Below are 18,752 nucleotides of genomic sequence, written 5' to 3'. Positions count from 1 at the left end.
CCGATGCCGAGCTTGTCCGCGACCGCCTGCAAGGCGGCCGTCTCGTTCGGGTAGTCGTCGCGCACTTCGGCGACCATGCGCACCGCGCGACGGCGCAGCTCAAGCGGGTAACGGGACGGTCGTGCCATGACTCGATCCTTCCATGAAATCGAGTCTCCATTCGACACGGGGCGGTTCACTTTTCTGTGTGAAGGGCTAGGTGCGCCAGCGACTGCACCAGCTGGGCGCTGGCGCGCGGTTCGGTTACACGGCGGCCTCGTGGCCTAAGGTTCTTGGCCAGCGTCCTGGGCACCGAGATCGCCGGTGCCACTCTCCTGGATCGACTGAAGGACGTCGCGGAGCACGCGCTGCTCGGTGTCGCGCTCGTGGAGAAGCTCGCCGATGCGGGCGGTTGCCGCCGCGCTGTCGGCCGGCAATGCGGCGCGGACCAGCTGCCGCATCTCGGCAAGGCGGGCCCCCTGCAGGACACCCCTGGGCACGCGGGCGACCACCGTGGCCGGCGAGACGTGAGTGACGGACCAAATCCCGATCGCCTCCTCAACAGCCCACACCACGGTGCGCTGGTCGGGAGCGAGCGTTAGCTGGACATCTCGGCCCAGAACCTGGCTGATGGCCGGCAGCGGGACACCATCTGCCCCTGCCAGGGCCGCCGCTTCCTCGGCGGTTGACACGACTGTCCGGGAGGCGAGGGCCGCCGCTTCCCGGCGCCAGCGGGTGGCGGCATCCTCGGCCGCGCGGTTTTCCGCGTGTCGCCGTGCGATGGCCACATCGTCCTGGTTCGCCGTCGTGGCGGCCCAGGCGTCGCGGGTGCCTCCCAGGGCGTCACGTTCGTCGTCCCCTCCGCCCTCGACCCAGGTGATCACGACGAAGCGGCAGTCGGGCATCGACGCCGGGTAGAGAACATGGCTGACGACCTCGACGGTCTCCCAGTCCAGCGTCGGTATGTTCATCCGGAAGACGTGGCCATCGCGCGTCTCGCCCATGTCGTGCTCGGTCTCCCAGACATGCCGCACGTCGACGTCCTTTTTGACGTCGTCGATCAGCCGGCACAGCTCTGCGTCATTCGGCCTGGTGGCCTGGGCGAACTTGAGGATCTTCACGTACGCCGATGCGTGCTTGTCCCAGTCCTGGTACTGGGCGCGGGCCTCCGGTTCGGTCAGGGCCCAGCGAATCAAGTTCGCACCCGGCTCCATCACCCATGGCCACCACTCGGCCATCGCAGTGTTAAAACCCAAGATGTTCCAGTGCTGGTCACACAGGTACGCGGGGCTGGGCATCTGCCGGTCGATGAGCAGGCGCAGCACCTGCTGCAGCTCGGGCTGCCCGGAACCGCTCGGCGGCACCAAAGCCGAACCGATGTTGTAGAGCACCAGCGCATGACGCTCGTCACGGTCCAGCTTGAGCAGCGTCGCCAGGGACTCGACCTGCTCCCGAGTCAGCCTGGGCGGGATCGCGCCACGCTCGATCTTGCGGTACGTCCGCTCGCCCATGTCCAGGGCCTTGGCCGCCCTTGCCTGGTTGACCCGTGCGTTCTTGCGCCACCTGCGCAGCAGTGCGCCGAACCCCATGAACTGGCCGGCTACTGGCTGCTCGCCGTCATCCCCCGAGGTCTCTTCGCCTTCCGAGCCGGCGACCTGACCCGGCCCCTCCTTGTCCGCGACTTCGGGACCCTGTCCATTTGTGACCACGAGAAACCTGCCTTTACGCCTGTGCGGAGACTCCCTTTTCCGGGCGTACAAAAGGGTTCAGTGCGTGCACCGAACCCCCGCCCTGCCGTCTCCCGACAGGAACCATACGCAACATTTAAGCGATCTTGATTGCATGTGGCATGGGGCACAAAGGGCACCCCTGAGCTGGTTTAAGAAGCTGTTGTCTTTCCGAGAGTGCGGGTGTGTTTCCGCTGGTCAGGTGTAGGGGTGGTGTTTCGGCGGGAGGGACGGGTTGTTGTGTCGTCTCTTCGGTGGAGGTGCCGGGATGCCGTCGGTGATGGGGCTGCTGGAGGAGCGCGAACGCGTCGCTCGGCAGCGGGTGGATGCTCTCCAGGCCGAGCTGGGGAAGCGGAGGCGGTGTGGGAGCGGTTCGTGATTGCCCGTGAGACGGTGGGTGAGGTTCTGGCGGAGCCTCGCGGAAGCGAGGACGTGGCGCCGGTCGTGGTGGCCGGTGAACGGCCGGTGCAGGTCAGGCAGGCGGTGCCCGGCTCAGTGGTGCCTCACTGGGAGGAAGGGCTCGCCCCGGCGGTTCTCGCGCCGGACTACCAGCGGATCATGGCCGTGCTGGCCGGCGGGAACGAGATGCGCGGGGAGGCGATGGACTGTCGTCAACTCGCGGTCGGCCTCGGGCTGGAGCCGGTCCCGGCGAAGATGGAAGGGGTGCGGTCGAAAGCCAAGCGGCTGGCCGCGCGGGGCTGGCTGGCGGAGGAACGGCCGGGGCTGTTCAGCGTGCCCGTCGGGCGAGGCGGCGGCTCATGACCGTGCTCATCGCCCACTTGATCACTGCCTCCGAGGTGTCGGTGCGCGTCTCGTAGTCGCGGGCCAGCCGGCGTGAGTGCATCAGCCACGCGAACGTGCGCTCCACCAGCCACCTCTTCGGCAGCACGGTGAAACCGCTGGTGTCGTCGCTGCGTCTGACCACGGTCAGCGCGATCCGCCAGGCATCGCGGGCGAGGTCGACCAGGCGTCCGGTGTAGCCTCCGTCGGCCCACACCCGCGTGACGCGCCAGTGCCGCTCACGCAGCCGGGCCAGGAGTGTCTGCCCCGCGTCCCGGTCGGTGGCCGAGGCCGCGGTCACCATCACGGTCAGCAGCAGTCCGAGGGTGTCCACCACGATGTGCCGCTTGCGGCCGTTGACCTTCTTCCCGCCGTCGAATCCCCTGGTCGCGCTCGGCACCGACGCGGCTGCCTTCACCGACTGCGCATCGATGATGCCGGCCGTCGGCTCCGGATCCCGGCCCGCGGCCCGGCGGACCCGGTCGCGCAGCCGGTCGTGGAACTCGGCGGTCAGGCCCTTGTCCCGCCAGCGCCGGAAGAAGGCGTAGACGCGGTCCCACGCGGGGAAGTCCGCAGGCATCGCCCGCCAGGTGATACCGCCCGCGACCAGATAGCGCACCGCATCGACCATCTGCCGGTGACAATAGCTCTCCGGTTGCCCACCGCGGCCCTCGAGCCAGCAGGGAACCGGCATCGCGTCACGTACGACGGCCCACTCCGCGTCGCTCATGTCGGACGGATACCTCGGTCGCCTGTACGGCCGGTCCGCGGCGTTCCCGAACCGGTGAGCGAGACAATCACACGACGGGGACGCCGAGTTGGACGCCATCGACGCCGGCACGGAAGACTGCAGCACCAGGGGCCTCCTGTTGCTCGTTTGGATTCGACACCCTCGAGCTGTGCGGGAGGCCCCGCTTTCATGCCCGGTCGGCCACGAGATCACCCGACCGAGTCGACGACCTCGAACTCACGCTCACCAAGATCGATAGAACAACAGCTTCTCAGCACAGCCACCGGCAGGGTGCCGCTACGCCGCGGCTCGCCCGCGAGATCCCTCACCAGGAACGCCCGAGAGGTCGAGCCCGTGCCGAGCCGGCGAACAACCTCCCAGCGCCCGGCCAATACATCCCCGGCCACGGCCTCCAGCGGGTCCTTCTCCGGCTCCCCCCGATCCTCGTCCGTTTCCGATCCCGACCCGCCGTCCCCGACCGTGCCTGCGGCTGCGGCCGGGCCGACGGAGTCCTTTTCAGTGAATGCCTGCTCGACGTACTCCAGCATCTCCAGGAAGTCGTCGACCGTGGATAGGCGCCGGCCCGGTTCGTACGCGGTGGATGCCTCCACCAGGTCGTCGATGTCCGGGTTAAGTCCGTCGACCAAGGCACTCGGGCGCAGGCTCTCACCAGCTTCCAGGCGGGCCATGACCTCGCTCTGGCTTGCGCCTGGTGCCTGCCCGGTGACCAGTAGATACGTGAGGACACCGAGCCCGTACACATCGAGGCGCACCGGATCGGCCTTCGGAATCCTCAACTCCGGCGCCAGATACGGATCAGCCTGCTCCGAGACGTGGAACCCGGACACGTTTGTAGGAGCCAGGGTCAGGGGCCGGCCACGGCTGGCGCTCTGGCCTGTAGCGATCTGCCAGTCCGCGATCTGCGGCCAAGGGCTCAGCCAGCGCTGCTCCTCGCTGAGCTCCCGCCCGCGCGGGCCGCGATCACGCGGAATGATGTGCACCGCGTGCGCCGACAGCGTGCGGTGATGGACACGGCGTGAGTGCGCGGAGCGCACCGTCTCCGCGAGCTGCCGTACGAGGGCGAGGCGGCCCCGCAGGTCCAGCTGCTTCCCGTGCTGCACCAAAAAGTCGTCCAGCCGCAAAGTCTCCGGGTGGTAGTCGAACAGGATCGTCGGTCCGGCCGGATGCCCCGACGGCAGGTAGCTCTTTAGCTGCACCGCACCCGGGTGCCGGAACCGGCTGAGCACCAGCGCCTCGCGAGCAGCAGCCTGCTCCACCGAACGCCGCTCGGCGTCCGAGGCACCACGCTCGCTGAGAAAGACCCGCACCCGAGCCAGATCGTGCAGCTGGGAATGACGGCCCAGATAGTCGGCCCAGGTGGGCCCAGTGTCGAACGCCTTCGCATCCAGGAGATAGGAGCCCACCTCGTGCTGGCGGCGGATCGGTGCGATGCCGAGCTTCTTCAAGGCCGCGTCGACATGTCGAGACGTCTCGGCCGTTATCCGGCGCCGGGCGTCACCCGGCGGCTCGGCCAGCATTTCCACGAGCTGCTTGACCGTGAAAACGCCGTTCAGATCGGCGGCCGGAAGGTTCACACGGAGCTTGTCATCCGTGAAGCAGACCGCCTCACCCACCCAGATCTTCGGCCAGCCCCCGGGCCGACCGGAGACGGCGTTGATCAGGCCGGACAGCTCCTTGGCTTTCCGGTTCGCCAGGTGCAGGGGGTTGCCGTGTCGCCGCTGGGTCCCGCCGGGCGTGGTCTGCACCCAGTCGTTCCCGCCGCCGTGTACCGATCCGTGCCAGTCCTTCAGCTCGAGGAGGAACACCCCGGCCGGTGAGGTCACCAGAAGATCGATCTCGCGGACATGTCCGCTGTTCGCGGTGAAGGTGAAGTTCGACCAGGCGCGCCACGGCTCCTCGTCCGGCAGGCGCCTGCGGATCGCTTCCAGGCCGCGGCGCTCGTGCTCGTGCTCGGACTCGGTGACCGTCGTCCACCGACCTTCCAGCATGCGACTCCCCGTCTATGTCCGTTTGCGCACGATTTCGCCTGCCGTGCCCCTGTGGCCGTACTCAGGTACATCCATCTGCCCCGCAGGGTGAAATCTTAGAGGGCGGGACTGACAGCAAGAGTGGGACTGGGTTTCCTGGACGTCTTCGCCCTTCGGATGTGATCACCGGGTTTCCAGTGGTCAGGTGGGATGCCGGCCACCGGGTGGCAGTGATGGCCCGTCGTGCTGTCTCTTGCGTGAAGGTGCCGGATGCCGTCGATGACGACTTACCGGCGGTAAGTGTGTGCCTCCTCACCACCCACCGCCCCGACGGCACCCCGCACCCGTCGGCGTCACCTAACGACCCCGAGCCCCGTATCGCCCACGTCATCAGCGACGGCGCCAGCAGGAAGGTCCGCGACGTCCGCGCCGCCGGCGACCTGGCCCGAGCTGCCTGAGCTGCCTGAGCTGCCTGAGCTGCCTGAGCTGCCTGAGCTGCCTGAGCTGCCTGAGCTGCCTGAGCTGCCTGAGCCAGGCTGACGGCCGGCGCTGGTGCCGCGCTGCTCGGTCGGGCTCAGTCGTCCGACGGCGCGAGGGTCCCGTCGACCAGGGCTCGGGTGAGGGCTTGAGCGAGCTCATGTCCGGCCTCGGCGGTACGGGTCAGCTCCGCGTCCCATCGGGCGAGGCGGCGCAGCGCTTCGCTGCGGCGGCGTTGTGCGTCGATCGGCAGGAGGGGCAGGTGCAGGCGTTTCACGTCGATGCGCAGGGCGCCGCTCGCAGTGGCTGACGTGCGGGTGGCCTTCGTGGCGTTCTCAGGGCGGGTGAGGGCACCCGCTACGAACCACGGGTCGAGGAGGTTCGGATCGACGCGTACGACGTGCACGCCGGGTCCGAGTCGGGCCCCGATCTGCTCGTCCGTCGCAACTCGGGCCACCAGGGTTTTGGCGATCGCCGGGACCAGGATGTCGTAAGCCTGCACCCGGGCCGTCGGTTCGTCGTACATACCGACGGGCACGGCCCCGCTGGCGGGCCGGCCTGTAATGACGTCCTGGCTGGTGAGGGCTGGCTCCTGCTGCTCGGGGACGGGGACATCGAGGTGCGCGGCACGGGCCGAGTAACGGTGCAGGCTGAGCGCTCCGGTTCGGGAGAGTTCGCCCAGTGTCGCGGTGGATACGTCGGATGACGCGGGCTGCGAGGCGCGGGCCGGCCGTGGCATGTCCACCCTGAGGGCATCGAGCCTGGCCTCGATGGCGTCGGGCAGTCTCAACAGGGCCTCGGGCGTGTGCCGCGCGATGTCCTGGTGCGGCACGTGACGTCGCGGGGTGAGGTCGATGTCCTCGTCGAGCAGTTCGGATAGCGACACGTGTCTGGCGACGGCGGAGTCGGGGACCGAAATGCCGTGGCCAGTGAGGTGATTCAGCCACAGCGCGGCGACTTGGCGACGCAGCGCCTCGAAGCGGTCCCTCGAGGCTGTGCGCTGGTCCAGGGGCACGGCCTCGCCGTTCACGAACAGCACGCCCGCGTCCGGGGCGCCGGCCGCCTCGGGGCGTTGGAGCACCCATAGGTGGACGCCGTTACTGCTCCCGACGGTCGCCGTCGGAGGCAGTGCGACGACTGCTCGGAGCACGCCGCGCCGGACCAGCTCGCTGCGGATACGGCGTCCCGCAGGACGCCCGGCTGCTGCCGGTGGCATGAGTAGGGCGGCCCGGCCGCCGGGCTTCAGGTGGGCCACCGCGTGTTGCACCCATGCCAGTTCGGGCTCGGTGCGCGAGGGCAGACCTCCGTACACCCACCGAGGATCGAAGGCGAGTCGGTCGTGGCCCCAGTCCTGGAGACCGTGCGGGGGGCTGCCGATGACAGCATCGACGCTCTCTGCGGCGAAGGCGTCCGCCAGGAGCGGCTCCCCGACGTGGAGGCGCAGATCGTCGCCATCCGGGTCGACCCCGGCCTGCTGACGAAGGAGCAGCAGACGCAGGAGCGCAATGCGAACGTACTCGGGGCGGGAGTCCTGCCCCAGGATCCGTGGCAGCACCCCGGAGGCGGTCGCCTTCTCAAGGACAGGGCGCAGGAACGTACCGGTGCCGCAGGCGACATCGAGGACCGAGGCCGCGGGGCCAGTGAGGTCCAGCATCAGGCCGGCCACGGCAGTGGGGATGTCGCTCAGCCCCGCCGTGCCCCTGGCGGTCGCATACTGCGAGTGGAGGTGCTCCAGGACGCCGACACGGCCCTCCTGACGGGCCATTGGGAGGACAGCGTCGAGGAGTTCGCAGTGGGCAGGTGACCACGCCTCCGGAAGCACCGAAAGGAGAATTTCGGCGTGCCGAGGTGCCGCGAGTGACCGTACGCCGTCCCCGAGTTGACGCGGAGTGGGCACATCGACGGGCGCTGTCAGGAGTGTCAGCCCGACCAGAGCTATGGCTTCAGCGGGCCGTCCTGCTGCGCCGAACGTCTCGATGTGCCGACCAAGACGGTCGAGCGGTGCGAGGGCGCGGAGCTTGCCCTGCCGGTCGAGCCATTGCTCCACCTCGCGCAGGTCGAAGGCGGGGCTGGCGGATGTGCCGGCGACTGGCTGGGGGAAATCCTGGTGGCGCCGACGCCAGTTACTCACCGCTGCCCGGCCGACACCCGCGATCCTTGCGATGCCGGTGGCCGTCACCGTGCTCGGTTCTTCTGCCACGCCTCTCTCCCTGCGTCCTGCTGTGTCCCTGTGGGGAAGATGTGAAGCGTACCTTCATTTTACCGTGCGTGTATGTCATTCACAGCCCAGCGGAGTCGCTTGTCGTGCTCGCGTGGCGCTGGTCAGTCCCACGTGCCGTCTTCTTCGCATCCCTCGACGCCTTCGTCGATCTCGCGGACCTCAAGGCTTCCCTCCCCGAATGCGCGCACGGCATCGGGGCGTACATCGCCGTACGCGAAGTGGGCTTCCTTCGACAGGCCCTCCTCGTGCAGCAGCCCGGCACGATCGATGCGCAGCCGTACGACACCCGGTTCGATACGGCCGAAGCGACCTACCGCGTTCTTGAGGCACTGCTCGATCAGTTGGATGGCCCCGCGTAGATCGCCATCCGCCGCGAGCTCGCTCGCTTCGGTGCGAACCCGTGTCAGGTCGTCCCGCCTCAGGTCGGCTTGCCGTGCGTGGCGGCGCGCCAGGGCATCGAGCCCGGATCCGCGCCGGCGTTGCACGTGTGGCGGTGACTTCTGCGGCCGGGGCGGCGGTGAGCACGGTTGGACCCACGGCAACGTCGGATCGAAGTCGCCGAGCTCGGGGCAGCCGGGTGATTCGAGGACTGCCAGGTGCGACCGAAGGGCCTCGTACAGCGCCCGAGCGTCCCTAGGTCTTAGATCTGGATTCTTGTGCAGCATCTGGTCGATGACTTCGGCCAGCCACGGTGGCGCCTGCGGGCGCACATCCGCGGTCCTGCGCGGCGCCTGGTCGATGTGACAGCGAGCCATCGCGTGAGCGGTCGGCGCATCGAAGGGGAGTTCCCCGGTGACGAGTTCAAAACCGACACAGCCGGTGGAGTAAAGGTCGCTGCGCGGCTCGGTGAGTCCGTCGGCCGCCTGCTCAGGGGCCATGTAGGCCGCAGTGCCCGGGACATGACCAGTAGCTGTCAGGCGCGTTGCGTGGGGGTCGGAGAGCGCAACAATGCCGAGATCCACCACCTTGACGACACCGCCCGGCGCGATCATGACGTTGGACGGCTTGAGGTCACGGTGGACGAGGTCGGCATCATGCAGCCAAGCGAGCGCCGTGGCGAGCTGGGCCAGGATCGCGGTGACCGCGGGGAACGGCAGCGGGTGATGCCGGGTGGCCAGTTCCGCCAAGGTGGGTCCCTCAATGAACTCCATGACGAGATAGGGCTCCCCATCATGTCGGCCGAACGCATACACCTGCGGGAAGTGCCCGGATCGGCCGAGCCTGGCCGTCGTCCTAGCCTCGCGCTCAAAGCGGTCCGAGTAGCGCCCCTCCTCCCGTTCGGCGTTGTGCGGGTGGAGGCGCTTGACCGCCACCTGCCGACCGAGGTTCAGGTCGTGCGCCAGGCTCACCTCGCCCATCGCACCCCCACCGAGCCGCCGCACCAGGTGGTACTGCCCATCGATGATGTCGTTCTGTGAACCCACCTGAGGTCCGTTCTCTGCAATGAATTTGACGGTTCGTCCGTGCGTGAATCGTAGCAGCGTGTAGCATCCGGTGAATGTTATTCACAGCAATGTGGGTGAGGGAGTGCGAGTGACCGACTGGCCGCTGCCCGAAGGAATCACCGGCGACCCCGGCCTGATCAGAGTGTTCACTGGGGGTGCGAAGGAGGGAGAGGAGGACTGCCCCACACTGCGGGCCGTCAAAGCCCGGCCCCGTCTTCGATCCGTGCACCGCACTCCCTACAAGCCGGCGGACTTCGAACCTTTCGCCCTTGCCGCCGTGATGCGCAAGCTCGACGTCCTGGAGTTCGGTCGGGTTCGAGACGACCCGGTCAGGGTGCGCCCCGCACACCCAGGGCTGGAGCGCTACGCCGAGCATGCCCTAGCCCAGTACCTGGCTGCGGCGAGATCTCTCGACTCGGAAGAGGAGCTGCTGCCCGACCCCAAGTACTGGGTCAGACAGTCGAAGACGACGACCGACCCCCACGGCAATCGCACGGTGTACGAACTGAGGGTCTGGGGACGCTGTTATGCCAACCGCGAGAGGACGGTGTGCGAACTGCGTCTGCTCCGGTTCGGGTCCGTACGGCCAGGGCGACGCGGGCGTAACGAGCGGGATCCGGCGGAGGTCAGCATGGCGGCGTACGTCGCCGCTCACGGCGGTCGCGCAGCAGGGCCCACTCGATGGGGTGACGAGCACAACGTGCAGGGCGCCGTCACCCCACAGCGGGTCCGGGTCGTGGAGATCGGGTGCCTGGACGGCTCGGTCCGGCCGTTGTTCGACGGGACACCCGATGAAGCGAGAGCCGCGTACCAGCGGCTCGCCGCACCCCGCCTGCGGGCCACCGTCGACGCCGTGCACCGGCGCCCGGGACCCGGATGCGCGACGTGCCGACTGACCGCTACCTGCCCCGGCCTGCAACGCACGCCCGGCATCCTCGGCATCACGGACTCCTCCCGACCTCGCCGTACCCTGTCCGTTACCGATCTGCGCCGGTACGCGAACTGCCCGGCCCAGGAACACCTGCGGCGCATCCATCTGCCGTACGACAAGGACATCGAGCACGACCGTCACGTGGCGCGCGGGCACGCTGTACACGCCTGGCTCCAGCATCTGCACGCGCGAACACCCCAGCGTCCCTGCACCGTGGCTGATGCCCCCGCCAACCGGACGGACTGGCGTGTCGACGATTGGCACCTGACCGGCGACGACGCCGAACTCGGGGCCCACCTGATCGCCCGCCACGCGGCCGTGTGCCCGCTGCGCCACGCCGATCCGGGAACGACGGCGATCGCGGAGCAGCTCCTCACCTTCCACGACCCGCAGGCCGACGTTGTGCTCGTCGCCAAGCCGGATCTGCTGTACCACAGCGGTGGTTCGGTGGTGTGGCGGGAGATCAAAAGCACCAAGTACCGCACACCTCGTGGCGGCAAGGACATCCTGGAACAGTACCCACAGGCAGCGCTGGCCCTGGTGCTACTGGCCGAGGGAGTACTCGGCGGCGACGCGCTCCGCTCCCGCGTCGAGGTGGAGATCCTGCGGCCCTCAGGCCCCGACCTGGAGCTCGTCTCCCCCCGCCAGGCCGACCGGGTCGCCACCGCACGCCAAGTGATCCACGATCTCGCCGCCCCGTGGCACCGGGACCGTACGTCTGCCCCGAACCCTGGAAGGCGATGTGCTCGATGCGAAGTGGCCCGTTGGTGCCCCGCGACCGTCGCCCGCCCCGCCTCGTCCCCCTCCAGCGAACTCCAGTGAAACGGACCGCCGTGCCCACCACCGACTCCGCTCTCGTCCCACACCACGGACTGACCCTGCTCCGCACTGTTGCGACTGCAGTCCTCGACCTGGATGCCCTGTCCGATCTCGGCACCTTCACCCTCCCGTATCCGCCCGAGGCGCAACGGGCCCTTGATCGCACTGCTCTGGCCTGCCTGCTCCGCGGCGCCGACCCACCTCTGAGCGTGAGCGACCTGCTCGTCTGGTGCCGACGACGGCCGGTGACGGAATGGCCGCTGGACCTTCCCGATGGTCTGGCAGGCCCGGAGGACCGACTGATCGACGAGGACGCGTGCGTGCCCACGGACCTGTGCTACGAATGGGCCGTCGACCGGCCTGACTCTGCGACCGAACAGATCGATCGCGCCCTGATCGGCCTGGCGATGGACCGCTGCCGCCTCGCGAACGCCCCCACGAGCTATGTCGCCTTCCGGCGCCTGCTCGTCGAACATCCGGTGCTCACCCGGGACAAGGCTGGCGAGATCGCGCTCGAACCGGCCTTCGCCCCTCTGGACGGGCTCCTCGAGCAGATCTACCTCCCAGCCCCCATCGGATGGGCGCGTGGCGGCCGGTTCACCTCGTGCCAACGCTGCCGCACCCTGCTCGCACCGATGCGGGACGGCGGCTGGTGGTGCGAGAACGCGCGCTGCCGGCACAAGGGGGACGCCCTCGTAGGCCCCGCGTACGACGAGGCCGAGGGTGGTGGAGTACTGCTGCTCACAAGGCCGCTGCGCCTGTTCGTCACCGCCCCCGGCGTCGCCGAACTCCGCCTTGAGCGGGCCCTTTCACGCCTCGGCCTCGTCCCTGAACTGTGGCCGAACTACGACGCGTACGACCTGAGGATCACGTTGCCCGACGGACGGGTGTGGGCTGTGGACGTCAAGGACTGGGCCAACCCGGCGCTGCTCGGACGCAATGCCGTGCCCCTACCGACCGACCCGCCGTACGACGAGGCGTTCCTTGTCATCCCCGACCATAGGACAGCCCTGCGCCACGGCTACGTGGCTGTCGTCCGCCGATTTCTGAGCACCGACGTACGGCGTCGCACGACCGTACTGAGCCAGCGGCAGTTCATGGCGAGGGCTCGGGCCGCGCTCGCCGACGCCCACCAGGGACCCTTCAGCGACGACCGACCGGAGGACGACAATGCGTGACCGAGAACAGTGGCGCGGCGACCTCATCGCGGAGCTTCTTCCGTACTTCGCAGACGATCCCGAGCCGGAGCTCGCGGCATCCCGACTATGCGAAGTCGAACTCGGCCTCTGCCTGGTGGAGCGGCTGCTGCCGGGACATCCCGCACAAGCGGGCTGGACCCTCTTCGGTGGATACCCCTTCGCCTCCGCACTCGGCCATGCCTGCACGCCCGAGCAGCAGCGCATGCTGCGGATCGGCCGCCACCTGCTATGGCCCCTGCGGCGACGCCGCGTTTGGGTCCAGTCTCTCGACGCCTACCTGGCGCTGCCGCCGGAGCTACGCGGTTATCACCTCGACAGCAGGGACGACACGCCCCGGCGCCGGGGCGTGTCGATCGCTCACGGCCGATGGGCCATCTACGGACGGGCGCTGGCCACCGCGCCGCCGTATCGGACTCGGACGCTGCCGCTGGCCCAGCCCGGTGGCTGGCGCTTCCTTGAGGGCCGCACGTGGACCTCGGTGGTGCTGCCTGAGGAGCTGCCAGCCGAGGAAACCGCGCCCCATGCCCTCGGACAGGCGGCGACTTCAGAAGGTAAACCAGTGGAGGCGCCATGGGATGAACTGGTCGCGGTCGCAGCGTGGATGGAGGATCAATTGCGCGGGCCCGACGACCCTGACGGCGGCGACTGGCGTCGCAGGCTCAGAAGGATCGAACTGTTCGTTCGCGAACCCGAATCGGGCGACTTCGCGCCGGAGCGGAAGATGCTGCGGATCGACCGGATGTTGCATCTGCTCGGCATGGTCGGAGCCGGCAAGAGCACCCTGCGCGACATCCTCGCGGTCTGGGCAGCCACCCACGACAAGCGGGTCACCTTGGTCGTGGGCGATGTCGCCGAGGCCCTGCATCTGGTGTCCCTGTTCACCGCGCTCGGCCTTAGGGCCGCCCCCCTGCTGGGGGCAACCACACGGGAGCAGCACCTGCAGCGCACCCATCGTCGCCTCGCCGCACAGGCTGACGGGACCTCCCTGCTCACCCACGACGCCCTGAGCTTCGACTACCTCAGCACAGCGTGCCCGCTCGACGCCCTGCGCGGAGTCGAGGCGGCGGAGCCACTCACCTACCCCGCGGCTCCCTGCACCCAGCTATTCCCGCCGAAGCGGCGCCCGCCCCGGCGCCCGCTGACCGCCCTGACCGTTGACGGGTCCGAAGGTGACCAAATCCCGAACCTGCGCAAGCGCCACGGCTGCCCCCTGTGGCACCGGTGCCCGCGCCATCACGGCGCCCGCGAGCTCGTCACGGCGGACATCTGGGTCGCCACCCCGGCCGCTCTGGTACACAGCACGGTTCCAGCCCACCAGAACGAGGAGCGCATTCGTTTCCTCGAACTCGCCTGCAGGCGCAGCGATTTGATTATCATTGATGAGGCCGATCGCGTGCAAATGCAGCTGGACACCATGTTCGCGCCCGCCGCCGTGCTCACCGGACGCGCGCCTAACTCGTGGCTTGACGAGATCCATCAGCACAAGATCGACGAGCTGGCCCGAGGCGGACGCATCCAGCTGTCCGACTCCACCGTCATGCAATGGACCGCGGCCCTGCACACGGTCACGGTCGCCGCCGACCGCATCTATCACATGCTGTTGCGCCACAGAAACCTGCGCGAATGGGTCGAGTCCGACTACTTCAGCTCGTGGACCCTTCAGTACAAGCTGATCGCAGAGTGGTTCGGCAGCCCGTCCGACTCCCATGCCGACGCGGCCGACACCCCCGACCGCCCCGCTCCCGAGTGGGACGAGGACATCGGGCGAATCGCCGACGAGGACGACGAGGCGCAAGCGCCCGAGACTCGAAAGCCGGAAGCACCGGGGCCCACTGGCGACCCGCGCCGCGACGGGGTCGTGGCCGTTCTCGACGCGTTCCGTGACGACCCGCTCGGCGATACGGAGCACCACGACCCCCGGGTCGACGGACTGGTACGACTCACACGTCAACTCCTGCACACCATGCGCCCTCGCAACGCTCGCCGCCTCATCGAGCGGGAGCTGCTCTCACTGGTGGGCGACGCCGTATCCAAGGCGCAGGGCAGCGTCTCGGATCAGGTATTGCGCTTCGAGTTCACCCTGCTCCTATCGGCCCTCCACACCCGGCTCGACCTGCTGACGGAAATGTGGCCGAGGGTCGAGGCCGCTCTCAACTTCGAGGCGTCCAGCAACGTCCTGTCCCGCCGCCCGCCCGAGGACTACCGGCCGCTGGTCCCCGAATCGCCCATGGGCAACATCCTCGGGTTCCAATTCTTGTCCGAGGACGCCAGCCTGGGACAGCTGCGCAGCGGCGAACTGCGCTTCTTCCGCTGCGCGGGAAACGGCCGCGAACTGCTCCTGCAACTGCCAGAGCTAACCGTGGCCGATGGGCTTCCCGGGCCGAATGTCCTACTCATGTCGGGCACCAGCTGGGCCGGCCGGTCCACGCGCTACCACGTGCTCACCGACGTCGGGGCACTGCTCAAGCCCCCGCCGGCGGAGCGCGCGGCCATCAACAAGACGGTGTTCACCACCCGCTTCCTGACCGGTCCTGACGGCAGACCCCTCAAGCTGTCCGGCGCCAAGCCCCACCTGCGTCCCCTCGTCTTGGAACAGATGCTGGACCGACTGGCCCGACGCTCCGTCGACGGCAAGCCCAGTGTGTTCGAGCAGGAACTCGCCGCCGTGAACGACGACCGGCGTGGCCGGCTCCTCGTCCTGACCGGCTCCTACGATGAGGCGCGCCGTGCCTCGGACATTCTCAACCGCATCCCACGATGGGCCGGAAAGGTATGCCGCCTGGTCCCCGACGACGCGGAACAGGAACACGAGCAGCGCTCCAACCCGAACCCGGGCCTCGGCGGCAGCGCGGTCGTCACCCTGCGCCGCGGTGACGTGGCGACCTTCGCCTCGACCGGCACGGAGATTCTCATCGCGCCTCTTCTCGCCATCGAACGCGGCCACAACATCCTTGACCGGGGAGTCGCCGCGATCGGCTCGGTGTTCTTCCTCGCCCGCCCCCACCCTCGCCCCGACGACATCGGCCTGGCCGTGCAGGCCGTGAACGACTGGGCCGCGCGCATGCAACGGAACGGTAGTTTCGACGCGTTCGTCCGCGCGCAGCCGAGTCTGGACGACGCCGGTGCGGAGTTCCGAACCCGGGCCCGCGCACACTGGCGGCACCTCCTTAACCATCCTCTGGCCTGGAGCCGGCTGAGCGAGGACGAGAAGATCTCGTTCACCTGGGACCAGCTGGTCGTGATCTGGCAGGTCATCGGCCGGCTCGTGCGCGGCGGTGTCCCCGCCCGCGTCGTGTTCGTGGACGCCCCGTTTGCCACCCGCGCGGCCGCGGGCAACGCGACGCCGGACACCTGGCGGACAAGCCTTCTGCTCGCCATGCGGCACGTACTGGACCCCTACCTCACCCCGCCGGGCGACGCACCGACGCCCGATGATACGCCGGTCTCCTCCCTCGACCGGGCGCTCGTCAAAGCCCTGTACGAACCCCTGCACACCGCGCTCACGGGGATCGTCCCGTCCAGCCCTAGCCCAATCGACTGAGCCGCACGGCGACCTCACAACACGAGAACATGAAGGGATTCCGTACATGCCCTCCTACTCCACGGTCAGACTCGCGGCGTTCGAGCGCGTCCGAGGTAAGGAGTTCGTCCGCCGACCGCACGGCCTGGCCTTCCCCGCCGCCTGGCGGCAGGAGGTGCTGGACTTCTACAGGATCGGCAAACGAGAACCGGACAAGGTCAACCAGGTCCCGATCCGCCGCCTGAACGAAGTCATCCGTGCGGTCGCTCCCGACCTCCTATGCGTGGCGCGCGGTGCCACGCTGGACGACGACACCCCTTGGCTGTACGCGTACGAGCCGCTGCCCGTCCCCGTCATGCGTCAGCTGATCCACTCCTGGATCCGTGACTTGCACACTCCGCGTTCACGCGCGAAGCATCCGGAGATCACAGAGAGGGCCATCGAACTCAGCGCCTCGCTGGACGTGGCTGGACTGAGCTGGCAGCCGCACGAGGTGGACCTCTTCGCCGGGCACACCTCACCAGGCGGCACATTCGAGCCGGACCCACTCGTGTACCAGCTCCTGCCGGACGCCCTCGCCCAGAACATCACGAAGCTGGACCCATACCGCTTCGAGAACGTCGAGATGGAGTTCCGTATCGCCGCGGCCGCACGCGGCGCGGAGCTCGTGTCCTGGCCCCCGCGAGACCACCAAGACGATGACGGAGCATGGTGGAAGTTCTCGTTCGTCATCGCACTCACCGTGCAGACCGTGCCCTTCGCCGACTTCCGCCTTCACGTCCGCACGGGGGTACGCCGCTGGCGCACCGGCGGCCCCGTTCCCATGCCCTACCGGCGGTCCGTGTCGGCGTACCTGCTCGCACAGGAGCCATGGCTGGCGCAGACGTCAGGGACCGCTCGGCTCGCGGTGAGCCGACTGGCCACCGACCGGCGCACCGCCCTCCCCGAATGGGTGCGCGGCGGCCCGGAGGGCATGCTCGGTCGCCTCCGCTTCTCCCGCTCGCTTCCCGACGCGGCAGCGGTACAGGAGAACCCCGACACTTGGATCGCGGGGAAAGACGGCATCGAGATCGGTGTCGTGCACGCCACTTCGATGGGCGGTCACGGCGTCGGAACCGGCCTCATGCCACGCGACCGTTCCCCGCTCACCAACTGGGCAGCTGAGGCATTCACCCCGTATCTCACGCGGCTCGATGACTTCACTCGCAGCCGCTATGCCCTCGTCCCGCGCAACCTGCCCAGGACTCCCACAGCCAAAACGAAGGAGGAACAGGCTCTAAAGAAAGCCGAGTTCGAGCGCGAGCAGCAGCGTGACCGGCGTGTTGCCCTGGCACGGGTACTCGGCGGCGAGCCCCTGGTCGCCGAGGCCCGCTGGCAGAACCCTCGCACCCGTGACGCCCTGGTCGAACAGCTGGCAGATCTCCTGGGCCTGGACGGAGAAGGTGGGACCGGTCCTGAGCGCTCCTGGACGACGCCGGAGCTGACGGTGCGCCTGTACCTGGAAGATGCCGACTTCGTCGCCGCCCGACTCGATTTCCCCGACGGCCGGCCTCAGCGCAAGAACCTCCCCGCAGCGATCGGCACCCGACGGCGGGAGATCGCCGACCTATGCGAGCGTGACGGACGCCCGGACGTCCAGGCGGTCGTGATCGAGATCGGCCACCCGAAGTCCTACCGGCCCGACATCGTGGACCCCAAGTTCGCCGCACGCCTCGGCTACGCCGACGCCGGTCGACTGACGAAGTTCATCACGGTACCGAGCTCGAAATGGGGCACCGCCACGAAGGCGAACATCGCCCACCGAGCCCAGCAGACCTGGTCGCACGTTCTTCGCCAGCTGGGAGTGTGCACCGTTCCGGAGCACAGTGTGGACGAACTGCCCGACAACCTGGAGTACGTCGCACTGTGGATGGTGAAGCGCCGCGCCGACGGCCCGACCCGGACACGCCGGACCGCACCTGTCGCCGTCCGGGTGAGCGCGGCTAACGGCTCGGTCACGGGATGGGATCCGGAGAGCGGGGACTGGATTCCGTATCGGGAACTGCTGCTTTCTCTCGCCCGACATGCCGAGGTCCCGGGAGAGTACGAGCAGTTCGACGATGACGACGACGGTGCGGCCGCCGACGAAACTGGAGAGGAGGACGGGGACCCAGCGGGTCTTATTACCGAAGAGGAGAGGGGCGAGCAGCAGCGCACCACGACATGGGTTCCCGACTTGGAGGATCAGCGGGCTGAGACGGCACAGTTCGTGCGGGCGATGCTTTACAGCCTGCGTGACCGGCCCGTCCTGCTGCTCTCCCACGCACAGAACTCCCGTCTGCACTGGCCGTGGTTGACCAACGGACGCCTGCGCCCAGACGCCCTTCAGTTCGGGCCCAACCCGGCGCAGCACATCACTCTGTACGGCGAGAATCTGTGCCATGTACGGGTACGCGACCACACGTCCGATGAAACCCCCCAGTGGTTCGCGCCGGACGACGACTCCCACGATCACGGTTTCGCGAGCGGCCTCTGGCACCGTCCGGACGCCGTCGGCGACCACCGCGTGTACTACAGCACCGGCGAAAAGCCCCACACGGCCAAGCACGCCGTTAAGACCGCCTCGAAGATCGCGACCCGGATCCCTATGAAGAAGAAGCCTAAGGAGGGCGCCGAGGACAAGGAGCCGGAGCCGGTCATCGACACGGGGACCAACGCATGGAACCCGACGGCACTGGAGATCGCAGTTCTCGCTGCACCGGAGGAGGAGACAGCTGAACCCGGGACCTGGGCTGCCGTGACCCACCAACTGCGACGCGCCCCCGACTACAACGTGACACTGAAGCTCCCTCTGCCGCTCCACCTGGCGATGAAGACGACGCAATACGTCCTGCCACACGAGGACGACACCGACGAATCTGCAGCGGAGGAGGGCGCTGGCCAGTGACCGGGTGACC

The 18,752-nt window shown here is 68.4% G+C and carries 10 protein-coding genes and 1 pseudogene; 6 read left to right on the top strand and 5 right to left on the bottom strand.

Going from position 1 to position 18,752, the window contains the following annotated elements; genetic code table 11:
- Positions 1–263: 263 nt before the first annotated feature.
- A complete protein-coding gene (locus ACFY93_RS26115) occupies positions 264–1,688 on the bottom strand; it encodes a helix-turn-helix domain-containing protein (RefSeq protein WP_391363359.1) in 1,425 nt (474 codons plus the stop codon).
- Positions 1,689–2,081: 393 nt separating this feature from the next.
- Here ACFY93_RS26115 and ACFY93_RS26110 point away from each other — a divergent pair, with 393 nt between their 5' ends.
- Positions 2,082–2,468 (top strand): hypothetical protein, encoded by a 387-nt coding sequence (locus ACFY93_RS26110; protein ID WP_391363358.1) that lies wholly within the window; start codon positions 2,082–2,084, stop codon positions 2,466–2,468.
- Here ACFY93_RS26110 and ACFY93_RS26105 read toward each other — a convergent pair.
- Together ACFY93_RS26105 and ACFY93_RS26100 are read right to left on the bottom strand one after the other, a co-directional pair.
- Positions 2,434–3,216 carry an IS5 family transposase gene (locus tag ACFY93_RS26105; protein WP_391363356.1) on the bottom strand — a complete coding sequence of 261 codons (783 nt, stop codon included), beginning with the start codon at positions 3,214–3,216 and terminating at the stop codon, positions 2,434–2,436. The two genes, ACFY93_RS26110 and ACFY93_RS26105, sit on opposite strands and share 35 nt — an antisense overlap.
- A 224-nt stretch (positions 3,217–3,440) precedes the next feature.
- Positions 3,441–5,225, bottom strand: a pseudogene (locus ACFY93_RS26100) (NERD domain-containing protein); the annotation flags it as partial.
- A 281-nt stretch (positions 5,226–5,506) separates the two neighbouring features.
- Here ACFY93_RS26100 and ACFY93_RS26095 point away from each other — a divergent pair.
- Positions 5,507–5,662, top strand: coding sequence for a hypothetical protein (locus ACFY93_RS26095; RefSeq protein WP_391363354.1), 156 nt, complete (start codon positions 5,507–5,509; stop codon positions 5,660–5,662).
- 116 nt (positions 5,663–5,778) lie between these two features.
- On the opposite strand, the gene ACFY93_RS26090 is transcribed toward ACFY93_RS26095, so the two are convergent.
- The gene (locus ACFY93_RS26090) at positions 5,779–7,881 is read right to left on the bottom strand and encodes an N-6 DNA methylase (protein WP_391363352.1); all 2,103 of its coding nucleotides are present in this window, start codon (positions 7,879–7,881) and stop codon (positions 5,779–5,781) included.
- 122 nt (positions 7,882–8,003) lie between these two features.
- Entirely contained in the window at positions 8,004–9,326 is a 1,323-nt protein-coding gene (locus ACFY93_RS26085) for a protein kinase (protein WP_391363351.1), read from the bottom strand.
- A 109-nt stretch (positions 9,327–9,435) separates the two neighbouring features.
- On the opposite strand from ACFY93_RS26085, the gene ACFY93_RS26080 reads away from it, so the two are divergent.
- From ACFY93_RS26080 to ACFY93_RS26065, 4 genes are read left to right on the top strand one after another with little or no spacing between them, the layout of a single operon-like run.
- Positions 9,436–11,100, top strand: coding sequence for a PD-(D/E)XK nuclease family protein (locus ACFY93_RS26080; RefSeq protein WP_391363349.1), 1,665 nt, complete (start codon positions 9,436–9,438; stop codon positions 11,098–11,100).
- Between the two features lie 11 nt (positions 11,101–11,111).
- A complete protein-coding gene (locus ACFY93_RS26075; RefSeq protein ID WP_391363347.1) occupies positions 11,112–12,275 on the top strand; it encodes a hypothetical protein in 1,164 nt (387 codons plus the stop codon).
- Positions 12,268–15,837, top strand: a complete 3,570-nt coding sequence (locus ACFY93_RS26070; protein WP_391363345.1) for a signal recognition particle — start codon at positions 12,268–12,270, stop codon at positions 15,835–15,837. Before ACFY93_RS26075 ends, ACFY93_RS26070 begins: the two co-directional genes overlap by 8 nt.
- A gap of 46 nt (positions 15,838–15,883) precedes the next feature.
- Positions 15,884–18,742: a pPIWI_RE module domain-containing protein gene (locus ACFY93_RS26065; protein ID WP_391363344.1), complete on the top strand. Its 2,859-nt coding sequence runs from the start codon at positions 15,884–15,886 to the stop codon at positions 18,740–18,742.
- Positions 18,743–18,752 lie beyond the last annotated feature (10 nt).

It is taken from the genome of Streptomyces sp. NPDC008313 (assembly GCF_042956125.1).
Taxonomy (GTDB): domain Bacteria; phylum Actinomycetota; class Actinomycetes; order Streptomycetales; family Streptomycetaceae; genus Streptomyces.
Note: the sequence above shows the minus strand (reverse complement) of the source record. Positions and strands in the feature narration are given on the sequence as shown.